This is a genomic window from Companilactobacillus futsaii JCM 17355, assembly GCF_001435505.1.
Lineage (GTDB): Bacteria > Bacillota > Bacilli > Lactobacillales > Lactobacillaceae > Companilactobacillus > Companilactobacillus futsaii.
This window is the reverse complement of the sequence record NZ_AZDO01000137.1, coordinates 71,886-91,821: the sequence shown is the minus strand read 5'-3', so window position 1 is coordinate 91,821 and position 19,936 is coordinate 71,886. Positions and strand designations below refer to the sequence as shown.

The window sequence follows — 19,936 nt, the reverse complement described above, 5'->3', positions numbered from 1 at the left end:
TCATCAACCGTAAGAATGGCGTAATATTTATTAGTTGATGATTTACGAATAGTCACATACTTGATTAAACTAGGAATTGATTTTTTGTTTTTATATTTCATTACTCCAAGTTTAGGTAATTTGATATAAGAATCGTCAATGATTTCGACATTGTTATTAACAAACTTAGATTGATAACTTTGTTTTGGATATTTCTTACTTTTGAATCGTGGAAACTTACGCTTTTTACTAAAGAATCCTTTATAAGCTTCAAATAAATCTTTATTAGAAACTTGAAGACTCGTGCTTTCAGCTTTTTTTAGCCAAGTGTGTTCTTTTTTGAAAGTTGTTAAAATATAGTTCAAGTCGAATGCTTTTAAAGATTTCAAATCAGGATTATTTTCATGACGTTTGATCATCATGTTTAACATATTGTTCCAAACAAAACGATTAGCACCAAAGTTGTATTCGATAAGTTTCTTCTGGTAATTATCTGGATAGATACGTAATTTAATACCCTTTAAAACCATATGAACCCCCTCTCATGATTTTGTATTATAATTATATCACATCAGGGGAACATATGTTTGCAAGAATACTTAAAATTGCATAAATCATTGATTCATCACTGCAATAAATTACCGTGTTTTCTCAATTAGCGATTTTTATAAAAATTAAAAGAATCCTACTATGAGTGTCGATTAAGACATTCTAGTAGGATTCTTTTCGCTGTACAATATAATCAGAAGATACTGAATGGAGTGGATGATAATGCTACTTGAAAAAGCCAAGTTATCTGTGACTAAGTATTTGAAAAATCATTGGTTGGTGTTTGTTGTAAAAGTTTGTTTAGCGATTTATGCAGTGCAAAAGATGTTCTCTTTAGAAGCAAAGGATCCGTTCTCAATTGAAGGATGCTTGTTGATAATATTTTTGGTTATTGCCGCTTTGATTATTGATTCAATTTACTATTCGTACCAAGATGAATAAAAATTTAAAAATAAATCAGGATTACTTTGATCACTTTACGTGGTTAAAGTGGTCCTATTTTTTTGGTTTAGGTAACTAAAATTCTGAAACGGGTTCCGGACAACAGCCTTTTCCGGTTTGCTACGCTAAGAAAATCATCCACAAGCCCAAGTTCCGTGGAGAATTCCCTTAGCTAGGCAAATCCTCGAAGGCTAATCGGTTGTCCTCCACCCTCTATCTAAGATTTTCTTATTTTACCCTTACCAAATCATCAAGACCGCGCCACCACTGGGATGCTATAACTTATATATGCTTTAGAAACGGTAAGAAATGTAACAGAGGTGACTTTTTGGCTGAAGTAAAAACTAGAAAAAAGAAATATCTCCATGAAGTGGACCTGATGCGTGTACTTTTCATTGGTGGGGTGTTGTTGAATCATACGACAACTGCCTTTAGAAATAACGTCGGTAGTGGATCAGGAAGTGAATTGTTCTTAGAGGCAACTCACTTGGCACTTCACTTCACTAGAATGGGTTTCATGTTTATGACGGGACTCGTTTTGGTACTAAATTATTACAATAAAGAACACCATTGGTTGAAATTTTGGAAGAAACGTTATATCAGCGTTGGGATTCCTTACATTAGTTGGAATGCTATTATGCTGTGGTTTACCACGATTACAGCTGGTGTTGCCTTGAATTGGCCCAATTATTTTCAAAATTTATTTGATGCAATCATTCATGGGAATAAGTTTTACATGTATTACATCATAGTGACTTTCCAACTGTATTTGATTTTTCCGCTTTTGGTCTACATGTTTAAGAAGTTCAAAAATCACCATTTGGCTATCTTGGCGATTAGTGCCATCGTGCAGCTACTTTTAGTAATTGGAATTAAGTATTGGTTGCCTGGAGTTGACCGTGATAGTTGGTGGTATTTATTTAGAGCTTATGGCTTAAACATTTTAGTTTATCAATTTTACTTTATCGCTGGGGCTTTTGTGGCTATCTATTATGACCAAGTCGATAAGTTTATTGAAAAAAATCACCGTGTGATCGGTTGGTCAACATTGGCTTTAGCAATTAGTACAGTTGCCTTGTTCTTTGGAAATATCAATATTTTGAAACTCAGTTTGAGTGCTAGTTTGTCAATTCATCAACCATTAATCTTCATTTACGACACATTCATGATCGTCTTTGTTTTCTGGATTGGTCGCCAATATGCTCATGCTAGAAATCACGGTTTTCCAAATTGGTTAGAAAAAATTATTAAAAATATGTCAAAAGTTTCCTTTGGGATTTACTTAGTCCAAACAATTCCAGTAACGATGCTCTATGGAATTTTAAGCATAATCCATTTACCTTCCATCGTGACGTTATTATTGTTACCAGTCGGATATGCCTTTGTTTTAGGTGGATCATTCTTAATCTCTTGGTTCTGCTACAAGGTACCACCATTTGGAATTTTAATTGGACGTCCACAACACATATTTAGTGCAAAAAAAGCTAAAGGAGTAGTTGAAAATGTCAAAAATAACGAATCAATTAAACAAGCAGTTAAGGAATAATATGAATCAAGAAATCATCAAGGATGAAAAGCGTAATCGTTGGTATAAAGGTTTTGAAATTGCTGATGATATCCGAATGTTGCGTGAAGAATTCTTAGATCTACATATAGGATACGGTGACGTAGTTTTAGTTTGTTTACCTAATACGGCAGCTTATCCATTGATAACACAAGCACTTTGGGAAGTCGGAGCTGTGATGCATCCAGTCGCTGCCACAACACCAGAAAAAGAATTACAACAGGAATTAAGTGAACACGAATATGTGGCTTCTATTGTTGGTCAAACATTAGTCGATGCAGCCTTAGATGACCGCATTGCAATTGTTTCGGCACTACATTTACAAACCTACTCTTTGTTACACATCATTCGTGATCGTAGTTTGATGGGACATGATGCGAAAACTCCTGATGAAGATGATTTAGCACTGATTATGAACACCTCTGGAACTACCGGTAAGCCTAAACGTGTTGGATTGACGCATAGATTATTGTTGAATGGTGTCAAACATGATATTGAAAGCCACAAGCTGAAATCTGAAGATACTAGTTTGTTGGTCATGCCGATGTTTCATATCAACGCTCAAGCTGTTGTGATTTTGGCAACTAGATTATCCGGTGGCAAATTAGTGATTGCCGAAAAATTCAGTGCTTCAAAATTTTGGAATCAAGTTAGAGATAACGGTGTTACGTGGGTATCGGTAGTTCCAACTATCGTAAATATTTTATTAATTAATCAAAAGGCTAATGAAAATTACAGTGATGACATTCGTTTACGTTTTGTGAGATGTTCATCCTTTGCTTTACCACTCGATAAATTGACTGCTTTTCAAACGAGATTTCATACGAGAATTTTGGAAGGCTATGGAATGACTGAAACTGCTAGTCAATGTACAATTAATCCTTTCGATGCACCCAAAGTTGGCTCAGCTGGAAAGCCATTTGAAACTGACTTAGGAATTATGATTAATGACCAAATTACTAAACGACCAAAGCAAATCGGTGAAATCGTTGTTCGTGGTGACCACGTTATTAGTAATTACTTGGATCCACATCCAGATTCTTTCAAAGACGGTTGGTTCTTAACTGGTGATTTAGGATACTTGGATGAAGATGGTTATTTATTTGTTAAAGGACGCAAAAAAGACATCATCAATCATGGTGGAGAAAAAGTAGCTCCAGCCCAAGTTGAAAATGTCTTGAGTCAATTGAATTTTGTTAAAGAAGTTTCAGTTATTGGTACCCCCGATACGCTTTACGGAGAAGCAGTAACGGCAGTTGTTATTAGTAATGGCGAACAAGATGAAGAAATAGAACGTCAAAAAATCATGGCTCATGCCAAGGTGACATTAGCTACTTATGAACAGCCAACGAGAATTTTTTTCGTCAAAGATTATCCTCGTAACGCCACAGGTAAAGTTATTCGCCCGAAATTACGTCAACAAGTTATGGCAACTTTAGTTAGGAGTGCTGGATGAGTAAGAAAAAGAGAACTTTAAAAAAATTATTAATCAGTGTCGTCTTAGTATTTTGGGCAGCAATAGCCATCTATGGTTTTAAACAGACCGATGCTGGAGCCGCTAGTTCAGGATTAGAGACAGTAACAATTGGTTATCAAAAAGGTGATCCGTTCGATATCGCCAAGCAACGTGGTGAATTTTCTAAAAAGATGGAGAAGAAAGGCTATAAAGTGGTCTTCAAAGAATTCTCCGACGGAAGTTCATTGATGCAAGCCTTGAAAGCAGGTAGTGTCGATTATGCTAGAACCGGTGATACGCCACCAGTTTCAGCACTTTCAACAGGGACCAAACTAACTTATATTGCAGCCAGTTCATCAAAGGCTAAAGGTTCAGGTATCTTAGTTAAGAATTCTTCAAGCGTTTCTTCGATTGAAGATTTGAAAGGTAAGAAAGTTGCCTATACTAAAGGAACTAGCTCCCAATACATGCTATTAGCAGCCTTGAAGAAAGCTGGCATGAGTGCCGATGATATTACTTGGGTCAATATGGATCAATCCAGTGCCAGTGTCGCTTTTTCAAAAGGAAAAGTCGATGCTTGGTCAACTTGGGATCCATACACAGCTCAAGCACAATTAACGCAAAATGCTAAATTAGTAACAAATGGTGTTGGGATTACTAATAATCGTGATTATATTTTGACAACTCAAAGTTATGCCAAGAAGAATACTGAGATTTCCAAGTATTTGATCAAATATCTACAAGAAGATATGGAGTGGGCTAACAATAATCACAGCGAGTTGATTACGATGATGAGTAAGTCATTGAAAGTTTCTAAGTCAGTCGTTAAGAAGATGGTAGAACGTCGAACTTATGGAATTAGTACCATGAATAGTACGTACATTAAAGAAGAACAAAAGATTGCTGACTTGTTTTATGAAGAAGGTTTGATTGAGAACAAAGTTACAGTCAGTGATTCTGGAGATTATAAGTAGTGAACTAGGCGGCCGGCTGGTCGTCTTTTTTGCTGTCAAATGTAACGATGATATAACGGCGAAATTTACTTTACTAATCAAAAGCAACCATCAACTTCTAGTTAAATTATCCCGCGTTAGCTAAAATAATAAGTAATCAAAGGGGGATATTTCGATGAAAATTGGTTTGCAACTACAACAACAACGGATACTTCACAACATGTCACAAAATGATTTAGCTGAAAAGCTACATATTTCTCGGCAATCGATTTCTAAATGGGAGAATGGTGGCAGTTTGCCTAGTTTTAATAATGTAGTGGCAATCAGTGATCTGTTTGATATTTCCTTAGATGAGTTGATTCGAGGGGATGAGGAATTGATGGATAAATTTAAAGATGACGGAAAAATTAGATTAAACCACGTTGAAACTATTATTTTTGGTGGAATTGGGTTAGGTATTATTGGTTTGTTTCTTTTAAAGCAATTTAATGTGACTAATGATGCAATTAATATTGGGATGTCAATTTTAGAAATAGTTAGTCTGATGGGTCTCTTAATGAATATCAAATGGAAATATATTAATCGTAGTCTCAATAAAAAAGCAGTATTTTTTGGTATTATCTTGTTAGCACTATTCGTAATTGATTTTTTGATTGGTATTTGGCTGGGGTTTAAGGGCCAATAGTAAAACTTTCAATGATAAAGATTCAATAAATATCATTGTTCCAAATAAAAATGGCACTGTGAATTAACACAATGTCATTTTTTAGTTGTTATCACTATCAGAAAAATCCAATACAGGTAAAGTCATAGCTGGAAAGCCACTAGCAGAAGTCATCATCGAAACCATTGGCCTTAAATATGACAATAAGAGTGAAGCTCCTTCTGTTTGCAATAATTGTAAAGCATCGCCGTGAGGAAGTAATTCTGAAACTTGAAAAAGCGTCATGATTCTAGCAGTGATCGTGTAAGGAACGTTATCATTTTCTTGATTGATGAAGATGGTTAAGTAAACTGGGATGTCATCATTCCAATCAATTTCTTCTTCGCTAGGCATTTCCACTAAAGTGCCAATATCAGCGGCATCAAAGTCGTTTTCAAAATCAAAATCATCATTAACTTGAAAATCGAATTTCAGAACGGTAGGGTTCTCAAACTGCAAATACTTACTAGTCATATTCATAAGCTTTTTCTCCAGTCATTTCTTACCATACTAGCATGGTTCCTGATTATTAACATTAATTTAGGTACATTATTATATCAGTATTAGTACAGTCATAAATTGATATGATATTTTTTCTATTATGAATTAGAAACCGCTTACATGAGGTATATTCTATTCTTATAAGAAAAAGTTTAAACATGTTATTTAGAAAATTTGGGGAAAATGCCATGAAAAAAAATAAAGTTAAGTTATTAATTATATATACCATGACGGTGGCTTTGGTGATTGTTGGTTTTTTAATGAACTCAATGACCATTTTGGCAGTGCCTTCAACTAAAGATGTGTTACAGAATGCCCCAGCGGGTATGAAAGTTAAGAATTATATGGATAAAGTCGATACGTATTCCGGCGGAGGAACTAACCAAGCTAAGATTACGTATGCCGGCGATGGTAACAGTTATCCATCTGATACAGTTCATATATTATCGGCCCAAGGCGACACAATGCAACTGGGGTCTATTTGGGGTTCAGTTACAGGATCAGGAACTACTTTAAATGGTAATTACTTCGACCTTTATAAACCGCAAAAGGTTTCTGCTTGGGTGTATATGGGTGATGCAGCCAATCCGACAATTGATGGATTAGCTTTCGTCATTCAAAATGACCCCAATGGTTATGATGCAATTTCAAGATACGATGGCACACCAAAAGGTGGAGAAACTTTGGGAGTTTGGGGTGCTACTGCTACGCCTGAAATATTAAAAAGTCCGATTAGTCCTGAAAAGAATGCTATTCAAAATAGTGTAGCCATCGAATTAGATTCAACGATGAATAAAGATTACAGTTGGGAAAATGATGATTCGTTTGATTCAAAAAATAATGGAGAGGAATTTAAATTTAATCATATTGCTTGGGGATATCCAGGACAGTCAGGTACTTATAAAGTTTATGAAAGTGGATTTTCACTAGGAATAGTGAATTTTAAAAAATATTACTATGAAATGAATCATAATATATTTCGTAACTCAAATAATATGTTGATGTCTGGTTACGATGGTGTAGAAGCAACGGTTGATAATGCATGGCGTCACCTCGTTATTACTTATACACCAATTAAAAATTCTGATGATACCATTACGAGTGGAACAATCGATTACTTATTCAATGATCAATTTCCAGATGGTACTAAGAAAAAATATACAGATTGGAATAGTGGTTCAGGCACGATTGATTTATCCGCTTTAAATGCTAAAGCAACTAGTGGAAAAGCTATGTGGGGCTTCACCGCAGCGACGGGCTCACCAGGTTCAGCAAAAAAAGACATCGAAATGGTCTTTGAAAATATGCCGATGGTTGCTAACGTGACGCCAACGGTAACCATGACTGATATTTCGACCGACCGTGTTATTGAAGACTATGAAAAAAATAAGAATAAAGTTAAATCGACTGTCTACAATGGTGCCAAAATTAATTTTGATTATCAACTTCATTATGATTCAGGAATGGCTGATACTGGAGAAATTACAACTTCAATCGGTTTGCCACAAAATGTTGACTTTAAACCTAGTTCTGGAACTAAGGTCGGTATGATTACTTATACTGATAAAGATGGAACGAAAAAAACTGAAGAATTAAATTTTGATCAAATTACCGAAGGAAGTAATCTTAATGGTGATAAAATCAATGTCATTAATTTAACTTTAGATGCAATCAGTTCGACTAATCCTGATGTTGAAATATCAATTGATGGAAAAGCTGTTGCATCGGATAGTTCTGCACTTTCTTCCACGACAGTTAATGGAGAACACACCTCATATCGTAGTGATGAGTATTCTGATGATGTTATGACGCCAATGTTCTTAATCAGTAATGAAAGTTTGAAAATAACTAATAGCAACGATTTAAATCAAACTGTTTTAAGCAATGAAAAAATCGACCTTACAGGAACGGTTAAGTATGAAAAAGGCTCAGTTTTTAATGGTCAAGAACTTAACGCTAAAGCAATAATTGATGGTGGTAAGGCAATTGACACCTGGACTGAATCAACGACCGATGGAGCCAGTTTGGCAAGTTTTAATCGTAGTATTGATGCAAACAGTTTGGAATTAGGAGATCATACGATTGAAGTTCAATTGTTCGATAGTAATAATGTTGTTTCTAATACTTTAACTTATAACGTACATATTGATGACTATAAGAAATTAGTTTTAACTCCAAGAAGTGATGCTGAATTTAATGTCTACAAAGAAAGTAGCTTTACACCTGAAGTGAGAGTTGTTTACGATAATGGGCAACAATTTTATGATTCAACAATTACTATGCATTGGATTTTAGACGGAGAAGAAAAAATTGATAAAATAACGGGTACTGCTCATGCGGTAGAACAATTATATTTCAATGATACTTATAAAGGATCTGATTTGGGTGTTGGAGAGCATGAATTAATTGCTTATGTTTCTGACAACAAACGAGAGTCTAATCGTATTACTTTCAAAATAAATGTTGGGGAAAGAGAACTGACAGCAAAAGCTAATCCAGATGTCGAAAATATCACAGTGACGAGTGATGAACAAAAACCGCCATTTGATTTAGATGGGACATATGAGTTTTCTGATGGTTCAACTGAAGACGAAAAATTAACTGGAACTTATACGGTCAAAAATGAAGATTACGAAGCACAAGATCCAGTCAGTTTTACAACTGTGGCAGACGGAAAGTTCAACTTTACATTACAGACGGTTTATCAAAACGGTGCTACTAATTCAGTATCAACTATCGATAAACGTATGGCTGACCCAAAATCTCCTGGGATTAGAGAAGGTCATAATGAAATAACTGTTGAGCTCCATAATTCGGCTTATCAATCCAATACCGTAAAATTCAGTATCGATATTCCAAAACTTACACCTATAATTTCAGCCGATGATGAATATAAAGTTAGATCACGTAATTATATCCAGGTGCCAATTAAATTTGAGTATTCTAATGATCATGATTATGTTACGACAGTTTCTAGGCTGAATGATTTTTATAAAGCCCATGATGCGGATGAAACTTCTTACGCACACGTTAAAACACCAACTAGTGATCAAAATTATAGTGGAACGCCAGTTGAATATACTAGTTTTTTTGTAGGAACAAATGCTGGTATAACCGGTGATGGCAAACATACGATTGATAGTGTTGCATACGATTATTATGGAAGAAAGAGTAATACAGAATCATTTGTGGTAAATGTTAAGAGTAAGGAAATGTCTCTAAATGTTACTGATTATGGTTTTCAACCACTTCGTTATGGAGAAGTAACTACGATGGAAACTGGACTTCTGAATAGAGCTGGTAAATGGGATATTACTGTAGATAGTTATAAAACGACCTGGAATTTGTATGCTAAACAAGACGGTCTCTTTTATAAAGAAAATGATGATGCTGCAAAATCGAAGATGGAAGCCTATTTAATTTATGAACAAAATAAACACCAATATTCGCTTTATCAAGAAAATGTTTTGATAGCTTCCGAGTCTGAGAGTGGACTAGTGGAAAAAACAAAGGATATTACCGAAAATTGGGATGATGATGAAGGAATTTTCTTGAGTGTAAATAATTATGGTGAAGCAGGTACTTATACAGGAACGATTGATTGGACTTTAACTGACAGTGTGATATAAAAAAATCCTGAACTATCTATTAATTGATAGATAATTTCAGGATTTTTTTGATTAAGCAGTTTGTTGTTGTACTTCAGGTTCTTCTAGAATCTCACCAAGAACTCGATCAGCAACGATACCAATTTGACCGGCGTTGCGATTCTTAGGGCAAGTTTCTTCATATGAATTAGTTGAATCTTTCATAACGACGATACGATCAGCCATGCGAGCAGCTTCTTCAACATCATGGGTAACTAAGATAGTTGTGAGATTTTGCTTTTGACAAATATCTAAGATTAAGTCTTGCATCTTGCGTCTTGTCAAAGCATCCAAAGCTCCTAAGGGTTCGTCTAATAATAGAATTTTAGGGTGACTCATCAAGGCTCTAGCCAAGGCAACACGTTGTTTTTGACCACCGGATAATTGATTTGGAAAGTGATCAGCATAGTCTCCTAGTTCAACTAAATCGAGTAGTTCTTTGGCATGCGCTTTAGTGTTTTTATCTTTTGAACCAAAGGATAAATTGTCTAAAACGGACATCCAGGGAAGTAATCTATCTTCTTGGAACATTACCTGAATCAAAGATTTTGTATCAGTTGAATTGATCTGGACTGAACCACTAGTGGGCTTTTCCAATCCAGCGATGAGACGTAGTAAAGTACTTTTGCCACCACCACTCATACCGACTAAGGCGATGAATTCACCTTGTTTGATGTCTAAACTAACATCGTGCAAAGCAGTTAAGTTTTCATAAGTTTTATTGACATTTTTAATTGTAATCATTGAATTATTCATTAAGCATTACTCCTTCCAGTGTTTTGCCAATCTAATAAGAGACTTTCAAAACTTTTGGCAACTAAATCAGAAATTTTACCAAGTACGGCATAGATGACGATACATAAAACAACTGTTTCCATGTCAACGAAATCTTCCGCGTTGTTTGCCATATATCCGATACCTGAACTGGCTGAGATAGTTTCAGCAACAATTAAAGTAGTCCACATTACACCTAGGGCATAACGGATACCCACGAGAATTTGTGGTAAAGCAGCCGGGAAAATAATCTTGAAAAACATTTGATGTTTCGATAGTTCATACGATTCACCCATTTCAATCAGATCAGGATCGACTGAACGGATTCCGTGGAAAGTATTGATATAAACGGGAAACATTGTCCCAATTGCAACTAGTGAAATCTTAGCTGATTCGTTAATACCTAACCAAAGAATAATTAGTGGAATCAAAGCTAAATGGGGAATATTACGAAACATTTGAATCGATGAATCGAATAATAAACGGAAAGTATTAGACATTCCATTCACAAATCCAAGGATAAAACCAACACTACCACCGATGATAAGGCCAGCTGTAGCACGGTAAAGACTGATACTAAGATTTTTAGGTAATTCTCCAGATTGAGTTAATTCAATACCATCTTGAAGGACGGCGATTGGAGAAGGCAAAACTGAACTTGATAACCAACCGAGGGTACTACTTACTTGCCAAAGTAAAATTACGATAATTGGAATTAAGAATGGCAAAAGTTTGTCGATCGGCAGATTTATTTTTTTGCGTGTCGTCGTTAAAGTTACAGGCTTTTGCATTGATTAAGCCTCCTTTTGCTGTTGAGCCACTTCCTGAGCTAGAAGTGTACGTTGAATTTTTCCAGTCGCATTTTTAGGTAATTCGGTGCTAAAAATGTATTTTGTAGGACGTTCAACAGGTAATAATTGCTCATTTGCTAATTCGTTCAACAACGCTAATTGGTGGCGATGATCATGACTGAGTTTCTTAGGAACAATAACGGCGGTGACAGTTTCACCATAAATTAAATCAGGAGTACCAACGACAGCTACTTCGCGGATAAATTTCAAATTGTGTAAGCAATCTTCGACGGCTAGCGGATTAACATTTTCACCGCCGCGAATAATCATTTCTTTGCTACGACCAGCGATATGCAAGTAATCATTATCATCTAATGAACCAAGATCGCCAGTTAATAACCAACCATCGTGAAAGGCTTCAGGTTGAGGGTCCAAATAATGAGTAATGACGCTGTCGCCTTTTAAGGCAATTTGTCCGACTTTATTTTTTTCAATTTCGTGATAGTTGTTATCAAAAATTTTGATTTGTGTACCAACTACTTTACCAACTGTCTTTTGAACCGGTTTTTCGAGTGGATTTTGGGCAATTTGACTAGCTGCTTCGGTCATACCATAACTTTCAATTAATGGAATATCGAAACGTTGTTTAAATTGGGCGCGGATGCTTGGGAGCAGAGGGGCTGAAGCAGTCCGGAGAAATCGCAAGTTAGTGTGAGTTGGTTGTTCATCACGTTGTAATAAGATGGCGATGATAGCTGGTGTTAATGATACCCAAGTTACCTGTTCACTACTAACTTTCTTCCAGAAAAGATGAGCGCTAAATTTCGGACGGAATAATAATTGTCCATGAGATAAACGAGTAGCCAGATTAGAAATGACCATCGCATTGATATGAAACATTGGCATTAAGACGAAAGTACTATCTTGGTTAGTCAATTCTTCACTGTCGATCACGTTGAAGGCTCCAGCTAAAAGTTGTTTGTGAGTTAATCCAACTCTTTTAGGTTTACCGGTAGTACCAGAAGTATGCATGATTAAAGCAATTTGGTCATCTTCTGGTGTTTCTGCTAGATGAGCTATATGTTTGTTACGAACGAAGATTTGTACTTCTGATTCATGTAAAGTGGTCAAACGAGGTTGACTAGTAAAGATGTCATTTAGAAATTTTAATTCTTTAACATCGGAGTCAAAAATAATAGCTGAATAATGATATTGATCTTCAAGTTCACTGATTTGGATTTCAGTAGCAGCGGGATTTAAAGTTTGCACTATACTACCAATTTCCCAAAGGCTTTGAATAACTAAAGAGTAAGTAACTGAGTTGGTTAAGCTAACTAAAACGATATCGTTGTGGCCGATACCCTTGTTTTTCCAATAATTTTTCCAGACGTTTTTTTCTAAGTTAAGTTCACTGCCGGTGTACCAATGCTGATTTGCATCTTGCATTAAAGGACGAGTAGCGCCAGCAATTAATTGTTGTTGTAATCTTTCAGTAAGTTCTGACATAAGTAAGTCACCATGTCCTTTCGATTGAATAAACATAGTTTACAATCATTGCGGTAAGGTAACTACTTAGGTTTGGTAAGGGTTTAATAAGAATTTCTTAGATTTAATTAAACTTTGGGAAATTATTACTGTTACAATAAATAACAGATGATTTGAGATTGGGTAAGGAGAGAGAAGGTTCATGGATAAAGAATTATTGTTCAAAAAGGCAATTGTGGACAATTTGAGTGCCGGTGAACGAATTATTTGTTTAGCGGAAGCACGAAAAAGTAAATCAATTTATGCTACTTTATTAAATTCCAATCATCAATATCTAACATTTAGAATTAGTCATCATTCTACATATAGTGGCTTTTTATCTATACCCACTTTTGAAACTTCTAAGAAAAAGCCTTTAGAAGTATTCTTGAAAGAATATATGCCGATAGCTACGTGGATACCTTTTGATTATAGGGATTTCTTTGCGTTATCAATTATAAAATTAAGCGAAAATCATGGAATATCATTTCAAATAGATGATTTGTATTCTGTTTTTTCTAATGAATTGCAAGGGATGATATTTTATCAAGTGAGGACATCTCATAGACACCAGCGAGTAAGGAAAATAGCAGCTAATGTATTGGATGACGAAGTTAACCAAGTATTTCGTAAATTATATGCCACTTCTTTGATTTCCAGTCGGAAGGATTCTAATGATACATTGAGATTGTATATCTCGGCTGCCGGGATGAGATTATTAGACTTATTTACAGATGAATATATTCACGATTTTATAAATGATTATAAAAATATGGATTGGGAAAATATTAGATTGCCTAAGTAAAAAAACTCGACATTGTGTCGAGTTTATTTGTTATCAAATTCAATTTTAAAAATAGAACCATGTGGTTGGTTATCAAGAACCTTAATTAAGCCGTTATTCAATTTAACCAGTTGCGAGACAATCGATAATCCTAGACCACTACCTTTGATCTCAGTTGAGTGGGAAGTGTCGACTCGATAAAATCTTTGGAAAATGAGTTGCTTTTGATCGTCAGGAATACCAATACCTTGGTCGGCCACTGCTAAATCTACTTTTGAACCACTTTGCTTAAGTAACAATTCGATTGGTGAGTTATCTGGTGAGTATTTGTTAGCATTGTCCAATAAAGCTACGATAATTTGTTTTAAAGCATCGACGTTGCCCAAAATATGAAGGTTAGGTTGAATGTCCAGATTCAACGTTTGAGCAATTGTTTTCTTATATTGTTGGCCGATACTGTTGGTGATTTCTGATAAATTGATTTTTTCTAAGTCTAATTTAGTTCGATCGGCTCGAGATAGGTGGAGCAAGTTTTCAATTAAGTGTTGCATTCTTAATGATTCTTCATCGATATAGCCCAGTGATTCAGGAATGACTTCGGGGTGTTTGTCACCGTGACGCTTGATTAAATTTAAATTGCCACGAACAGCTGCGATAGGAGTTCTCAATTCATGCGATGCATTAGAAACAAAATCCCGTTCTCGTTGCAGTCGTTTGTTTTGAGTATCAAGCAATTCGTTAAAGGCATCACCCAATTCTTTTATTTCTTGTGGACTAGTGGGAACTGTCAATTTGGGTTGGTCAAAGTCTGGGTCCTTAATGGTACTGCGTGTTTCATTAACTAGATCAATCGTTGGAGCACTGAGTTTTTCAGCTAAACGTTGAGCCCACCAAGTTCCAAATCCTAAAGTAACGAAAACGATGATACTAATTAAAATTAATAATAAGATTAAGCTATTGAGCAGGCGGGATAAACTAGTCCATAACTGATAGGTCGTATCATTGTCTTTCTTTTGGTAGAACAAAAAGAAACCATATTTTTGGACGTAGACGATGTGTTGTCCAGGAAAAATACTGAATTTATGTTGATTGATAAATTTCTTAGAAGCTGAAGTTGTCATGATTTGTTGACCAACACGATCAGAAGCCGCCGTGATGGATGATTTCTTAGTTTTAACACGGATGACAGTATTTTGCTTCGTGTGACGATTGTTTTGATTACTCCACTGAATGAAGCCGGGAACGTCGTCAATATTGGAGAAATACAAACTCATCATTTGTCCACGTGCTTCATGAACAGTTTGGGAATATTGTTGTACTCCGACGACTACTAAAATCAAAGCGCTAATGGCAAGCGTAATGATGATAACTAATTTACGAATAGCATTATTGATTAATTCTTGATAAGTCAGAGACTTGTTTTTTGTCATTTGTCGACATCCTCAAGTGAGTAACCTACACCACGAATTGTTTGAATCAATGGTTTGTCGTTTTTGCCATCTACTTTGCTTCGTAAATATCCTACATATACATCGACCACGTTTTGCTGACCGAGAAAGTCTTCACCCCAAACATTATCGAGTAATTCATCACGTGTGAAAACTTTGCCGATATTTTGTAAGAAGAATAATAATAAATCGTATTCGCGTCTAGTTAATTGAACGATTTCGTCATTACGAGTAACCTGATGTGATTTAGTATTTAAGGTTAAATCAGCGATTTGATAAGTTTGATCAGGTTCGAACATGTTTTGAGCACGGCGCTTAATGACCCGAACCCTTGCCAGCAATTCCTCAATTTCAAAGGGTTTAGTAATGTAGTCATCAGCACCATTGTCCAATCCTGCCACTTTGTCACCAACGTAATCACGAGCGGTCATAACAATAACTGGGACTTGGTCGTGTTTTCTAATACGACGTAAAACTTCCATACCATCTAATTTTGGCAACATCCAATCCAACAAAATTAAAAGTAATTCGTTTTGATATTTTTCATAAAGATCTAACGCTTCAACTCCATCATTAGCAACAATGACATCAAAATCCTCAAATTGAAGCTCTTTACTAACATAACTGGAAAGACTGCGTTCATCTTCGACAATTAAAATTGTATTTTTCATAAATGAAATCTCCCAAACAATATTTTCTATAATTATAGTAGCAATTTTACCTTAATACTAACTAAAACTTTCTAATGCGTAATAATTACTAATTATGTTACACTACAAAGGATTAGTTAGAAAAGGTGAGATAAGTGGAAAAAGCAATTGAGGTTTTGAAAAAAAATCATTATAAAGTAACTAAGCAACGTAAGGATTTATTGGAATTTCTCAATAAGTTTACTGTCCAATACGTATCGATCAACGATATTGCTGATTACATGCGGTCTTTGTATCCGGGGATAAGTAACAACACAATTTATCGCAATTTAAAAGAGTTTGAAGAAATCGGCTTAGTTGAATATCAAGAAAAAGATAAGACATTAGTGAAGTATCAATGTGATTTTGAGCATCAACATCATCATCATTTTGTTTGCAAAAATTGTGGCAAAGTCACTGAATTAAAAGCTTGTCCAATAAAGTTTTTTACTGATCAATTACCAGGCTATACAGTTGAAGGACATGCCTTGGAAGTTTATGGCCTTTGTGCCGATTGTACTAAGAAATTGAAGGCTGAATAGAAAAATCTCGTAAGAATGTGAAGAGCATTTTTGCGAGGTTATTTATTTTGTTATTTATAGAAAGATGTTAAATAGTAAAATTTATCATTTACTTTTTAAGAACATTAGTTTAGGGTTAAATAGTAACTTTTATTGTTTAAGGAGAAATTTATGTTTTCTAAAGGGAAAAAATTTATTGGAATTATTTTAGGATTAATTTTTGTCGTAGTTTTAGCGGGATGTACTAATAATAAAAAGACTAGTACTTCTTCAGACAAATTAAATATCGTCACAACGACTGATTTTTACGGTGAAGTGGCAAAAAAAATAGTTGGTAAAAAAGGTAGCGTTACTTCTATTATCAGCAACCCTGCTGTTGATCCGCATGACTTTGAACCAACAACTAAGACTGCTCAAATCGTTAGTAAAGCAAACGTTACGTTTGCTAACGGCTTGGGATACGATTCATGGATGAATAAATTAGATAAGCAAGATGGAACGTATATCAAAATCGGTGAAGATATCATGAACAAAAAAACTGGCGATAATCCTCACATTTGGTACAATCCTCAAACAATGCCTAAATATGCACAGTATTTAGCGGATGAATTATCTAAGCAACAGCCTAAGAATAAAAAGTATTTTCAACAAAATGCTAAAAATTACATTGCCTCATTAAAACCGGTTAAAAATGAATTATCAAAACTTGAGACAGCTTCTAAAAATGTAACTAACAAGGAAGTTTATGTCAGTGAACCTGTTTTTGATTACTCAATTAAAGCTACTGGCTTCAAAATAGGTAATAAAGAATTCGAAAAAGCTGTGGAAGATGGGACTGATCCAACTCCACAAACCATTAAGACTATGCAAGATAACATTAAAGCTAAAAAAATTGCTTTCTTTGTCTTAAACACACAGACAGATAGTAAGATTGTTAATAATTTAGTTGATTTAGCAAAGAAGAACGATATTCCAGTTCTTAAAGTTACAGAAACATTGCCAAAAGATAAGACTTACACCCAATGGATGTCGTCACAATATCGAGCAATGAATAAGATATTACAAGGTGAAAAATAATTTTGATTGAAGCAAAGAATTTAACTAAACGTTTTGGAAATCAATTAGTTTTTCAAGATGTGAATTTTAAAATAAATCAGGGCGATTTTTTAAGTCTGATTGGACCTAATGGATCCGGAAAAACCACTTTAGTCAAAATACTTATGGGTTTGGAACCAAAAACTAGTGGCGAATTGAAATTAGATCACAAGCAAACAATCGGTTATGTACCGCAATTTCGAAACATCGACAATGATTATCCATTGAGCATGGAAGCCTTCATCCGACTTAATTTGAAATTTACACTTAGTCCAACGAAACGTCGTGCGAATGATCAATTGATTCAAGAAATTTTGAAAAAAACGGGATTAACTGCTTTGAAGGATCGTCCGTTGGGATTAGCTTCTGGTGGTGAAAAACAAAAAGCCTATTTGGCACAAGCATTATTGAATGATCCTAAGATTTTAATTTTAGATGAATCGACCGCCAGTTTGGATGTTGAAGTCAAAATGCAGTTGATGGACTTGGTGGCAGAATTAAATAAAAAATATCAACTTACAGTCATTTTTATTACTCATGATTATGAATTGACAAAGAAATATACGACTAAGGCACTTTTCTTCCAAAATAAAACTTTGAAAGAAGTTCCTATCAGTCATATTTCAGAAAAAATGTTTGAGATGGAGGGATAAAAATGTTTGAATATGAATTTATGCGCCAAGCTTTTATTGCTAGTACTTTCATTGCAATTACGGCTGGTATCGTTGGTGTATTTGTGGTTTCTAGAAATATGTCCTTTCTTTCTCATACACTGTCAGAAATCGGCTTTGCTGGAGCATCATTTGGAATTTTGGTTGGGATTTCTCCTTTAGCAGGGATGATTTTATTTACGATTGTGAGTTCAATAGCTGTTGGTAGTTTGAGTTCAGAAAGTTCTAGAAGAGAAGCGTCTATCAGTGCTATTTCTTCATTATTCATTGGTTTAGGAATTCTTTTCTTATCACTGTCTTCTGAATCTAGTAGTTATGCAACTAATATCTTATTTGGTAGTATCGTAGGAATTAGTGCTAAAGAAGTTCAACAGTTAGTGATTTTGGCGGTAGTAGTAATTGCTGTTTTTATAATTTTTTATAAGCCATTGTCGTTTGATTCCTTTGATCATATTGGAGCTCGGGCGGCAGGTTTGAAAACTCGCTTATTGTCGATTGCTTTTTTAGTGACTTTGGCTTTGAGCGTCAGTATCGGTGCCCAAATCGTTGGTTCACTGTTAGTCTTCGTGTTATTGACGTTACCAGGTGCCACAGCTAAGTATTTAGTTCATACGATTCCTAAATTATTAATGGTTTCGGTTGGCTTGTCGTTAGTTGGCGTTTGGTTGGGCTTGTATCTAGCCTTTGTCACCAACTGGCCAGTAACTTTCTTTATCTCTAGTTTTGAAGTTTTAGCTTATTTCTGTGGTTTAACTTATAAAAATTGGAAATTAAATCATTAATATTTGTACAAAAAAGCCCTACTAGATTGCCTAGCAGGGCTTTTTGATATTACTTAGATTGTTTTTTTACATATTCAGCTAATTGAATAATTCGTTGTTTGATATCTTCTCGTGAAGCTCTAAAAGCAGCTGCAATTTCTTCATCATTGCCGGTTGCCAGAGCAGGGTCATTGATAGGCCAATGCAACCAACGTGTGCTTTGAGGAATAATACATTTGTCACGAGCCTCACCACAGAGGGTAATTACAATTGTAGCTTGATTGAGAAAATCATCGTCGATCAATTTGGAATATTGTTGGGAAATATCGACGTTGTCTTCGGCCATAGTTTTGACGGCCCAAGGATTCAAGCCATCAACTCTGACACCAGCACTTTGGACGTTCCAATCGGGTAAATATTGTTTAGCGTATCCTTCAGCAATTTGACTACGACAAGCGTTGCCACTACACAAAAAATAAATACTCTTAGTCATTTTTCTTAATTCCTAACTTGATTTGACATTCAGGGCATAGACCGTAGACTTCCATATGATTACCAGAAATCATGTAACCGGAAATTTCAGCGGTCTTTTTTTCTAGATTTTTTTCAGTGTCGCTAAATCCAGGATACGTAACGTCTACAATCCGTCCACAATTCGTACAAATAGCGTGATAGTGGGGCGTACCGAAGTAATCATAATGTGTACTTCCGTCTCCATTTTGTAGTTCAACAACTAAATGATGGTCAACAAAAGTGTTTAGCGTATTATAAATCGTAGATGCTCCAATATTAGGTAAATCTTTACTGAGTCCATCACGAATCGTTTCAACGGTAGGATGATTATGATGACTAACTAGATATGCCAAAATAATGTGCCGTTGTGGAGTAACCCTGAGTTTATGATCTTTTAGGACTTGTAGTGTTTCTTCCATTACAGCATTACTAGCCATGAGCAATCTTCCTTTCTACCTTAGAATCATTTCAATGTAATTATATGACGAAACTAGAGAGAATACCAAAGAAAACTTTTAAAAACTTTGAAAACGTTTTAAGGTGGTATTTCGTTTACTTTTTAGAGCTCCTGC

The 19,936-nt window shown here is 35.2% G+C and carries 20 protein-coding genes; 11 read left to right on the top strand and 9 right to left on the bottom strand.

Annotation, left to right across the window (positions count from 1 at the left end):
• Positions 1–509 (bottom strand): helix-turn-helix domain-containing protein (locus FC88_RS10475; protein WP_157060465.1); only part of this gene is annotated, 509 nt, incomplete at its 3' end.
• A gap of 226 nt (positions 510–735) precedes the next feature.
• Between FC88_RS10475 and FC88_RS10470 the strand changes: the two genes are divergently transcribed.
• From FC88_RS10470 to FC88_RS10450, 5 genes are all read left to right on the top strand, one after another.
• Entirely contained in the window at positions 736–969 is a 234-nt protein-coding gene (locus tag FC88_RS10470) for a hypothetical protein (RefSeq protein WP_162256554.1), read from the top strand.
• A gap of 328 nt (positions 970–1,297) precedes the next feature.
• Positions 1,298–2,515 (top strand): acyltransferase, encoded by a 1,218-nt coding sequence (locus tag FC88_RS10465; protein ID WP_057815381.1) that lies wholly within the window; start codon positions 1,298–1,300, stop codon positions 2,513–2,515.
• Positions 2,472–3,989: an AMP-binding protein gene (locus FC88_RS10460; RefSeq protein ID WP_057815379.1), complete on the top strand. Its 1,518-nt coding sequence runs from the start codon at positions 2,472–2,474 to the stop codon at positions 3,987–3,989. The genes FC88_RS10465 and FC88_RS10460 overlap by 44 nt, the downstream gene beginning before the upstream one ends.
• Positions 3,986–4,963 (top strand): aliphatic sulfonate ABC transporter substrate-binding protein, encoded by a 978-nt coding sequence (locus tag FC88_RS10455; RefSeq protein ID WP_057815377.1) that lies wholly within the window; start codon positions 3,986–3,988, stop codon positions 4,961–4,963. Before FC88_RS10460 ends, FC88_RS10455 begins: the two co-directional genes overlap by 4 nt.
• 154 nt (positions 4,964–5,117) lie before the next feature.
• Positions 5,118–5,627 carry a helix-turn-helix domain-containing protein gene (locus FC88_RS10450; protein WP_057815375.1) on the top strand — a complete coding sequence of 170 codons (510 nt, stop codon included), beginning with the start codon at positions 5,118–5,120 and terminating at the stop codon, positions 5,625–5,627.
• A gap of 81 nt (positions 5,628–5,708) precedes the next feature.
• On the opposite strand, the gene FC88_RS10445 is transcribed toward FC88_RS10450, so the two are convergent.
• Positions 5,709–6,125: a protein-export chaperone SecB gene (locus FC88_RS10445; protein ID WP_057815373.1), complete on the bottom strand. Its 417-nt coding sequence runs from the start codon at positions 6,123–6,125 to the stop codon at positions 5,709–5,711.
• A gap of 209 nt (positions 6,126–6,334) precedes the next feature.
• Between FC88_RS10445 and FC88_RS10440 the strand changes: the two genes are divergently transcribed.
• On the top strand, positions 6,335–9,775 hold the full coding sequence (locus tag FC88_RS10440; protein WP_057815372.1) for an L-type lectin family protein: 3,441 nt from the start codon (positions 6,335–6,337) through the stop codon (positions 9,773–9,775).
• A gap of 51 nt (positions 9,776–9,826) precedes the next feature.
• Here the strand turns inward: FC88_RS10440 and FC88_RS10435 are convergent, their stop codons facing one another.
• From FC88_RS10435 to FC88_RS10425, 3 genes are read right to left on the bottom strand one after another with little or no spacing between them, the layout of a single operon-like run.
• Positions 9,827–10,549, bottom strand: coding sequence for an ABC transporter ATP-binding protein (locus FC88_RS10435; protein WP_057815370.1), 723 nt, complete (start codon positions 10,547–10,549; stop codon positions 9,827–9,829).
• Entirely contained in the window at positions 10,549–11,358 is an 810-nt protein-coding gene (locus FC88_RS10430) for an ABC transporter permease subunit (protein WP_057815369.1), read from the bottom strand. Before FC88_RS10430 ends, FC88_RS10435 begins: the two co-directional genes overlap by 1 nt.
• 3 nt (positions 11,359–11,361) lie before the next feature.
• Positions 11,362–12,864 (bottom strand): AMP-binding protein, encoded by a 1,503-nt coding sequence (locus tag FC88_RS10425; RefSeq protein WP_057815367.1) that lies wholly within the window; start codon positions 12,862–12,864, stop codon positions 11,362–11,364.
• A 181-nt stretch (positions 12,865–13,045) separates the two neighbouring features.
• Here FC88_RS10425 and FC88_RS10420 point away from each other — a divergent pair, with 181 nt between their 5' ends.
• A complete protein-coding gene (locus FC88_RS10420) occupies positions 13,046–13,687 on the top strand; it encodes a hypothetical protein (protein ID WP_057815365.1) in 642 nt (213 codons plus the stop codon).
• Positions 13,688–13,710: 23 nt separating this feature from the next.
• Here FC88_RS10420 and FC88_RS10415 read toward each other — a convergent pair whose 3' ends face one another.
• Entirely contained in the window at positions 13,711–15,096 is a 1,386-nt protein-coding gene (locus FC88_RS10415; RefSeq protein WP_057815363.1) for a sensor histidine kinase, read from the bottom strand.
• Positions 15,093–15,785 carry a response regulator transcription factor gene (locus FC88_RS10410; protein ID WP_057815361.1) on the bottom strand — a complete coding sequence of 231 codons (693 nt, stop codon included), beginning with the start codon at positions 15,783–15,785 and terminating at the stop codon, positions 15,093–15,095. Before FC88_RS10410 ends, FC88_RS10415 begins: the two co-directional genes overlap by 4 nt.
• Positions 15,786–15,919: 134 nt before the next feature.
• Here FC88_RS10410 and FC88_RS10405 point away from each other — a divergent pair, with 134 nt between their 5' ends.
• The 4 genes from FC88_RS10405 (at position 15,920) to FC88_RS10390 (ending at position 18,872) form a co-directional block, all read left to right on the top strand.
• On the top strand, positions 15,920–16,345 hold the full coding sequence (locus tag FC88_RS10405) for a Fur family transcriptional regulator (RefSeq protein ID WP_057815359.1): 426 nt from the start codon (positions 15,920–15,922) through the stop codon (positions 16,343–16,345).
• Positions 16,346–16,495: 150 nt separating this feature from the next.
• On the top strand, positions 16,496–17,401 hold the full coding sequence (locus FC88_RS10400) for a metal ABC transporter solute-binding protein (protein ID WP_057815358.1): 906 nt from the start codon (positions 16,496–16,498) through the stop codon (positions 17,399–17,401).
• 2 nt (positions 17,402–17,403) lie between these two features.
• Positions 17,404–18,072: a metal ABC transporter ATP-binding protein gene (locus FC88_RS10395; RefSeq protein WP_057815356.1), complete on the top strand. Its 669-nt coding sequence runs from the start codon at positions 17,404–17,406 to the stop codon at positions 18,070–18,072.
• Positions 18,069–18,872, top strand: a complete 804-nt coding sequence (locus FC88_RS10390; RefSeq protein WP_187323377.1) for a metal ABC transporter permease — start codon at positions 18,069–18,071, stop codon at positions 18,870–18,872. Before FC88_RS10395 ends, FC88_RS10390 begins: the two co-directional genes overlap by 4 nt.
• Positions 18,873–18,921: 49 nt before the next feature.
• On the opposite strand, the gene FC88_RS10385 is transcribed toward FC88_RS10390, so the two are convergent.
• Together FC88_RS10385 and FC88_RS10380 are read right to left on the bottom strand one after the other, a co-directional pair.
• On the bottom strand, positions 18,922–19,344 hold the full coding sequence (locus FC88_RS10385) for an arsenate reductase/protein-tyrosine-phosphatase family protein (RefSeq protein ID WP_057815350.1): 423 nt from the start codon (positions 19,342–19,344) through the stop codon (positions 18,922–18,924).
• Positions 19,337–19,801: a Fur family transcriptional regulator gene (locus tag FC88_RS10380; protein ID WP_057815349.1), complete on the bottom strand. Its 465-nt coding sequence runs from the start codon at positions 19,799–19,801 to the stop codon at positions 19,337–19,339. Before FC88_RS10380 ends, FC88_RS10385 begins: the two co-directional genes overlap by 8 nt.
• Positions 19,802–19,936 lie beyond the last annotated feature (135 nt).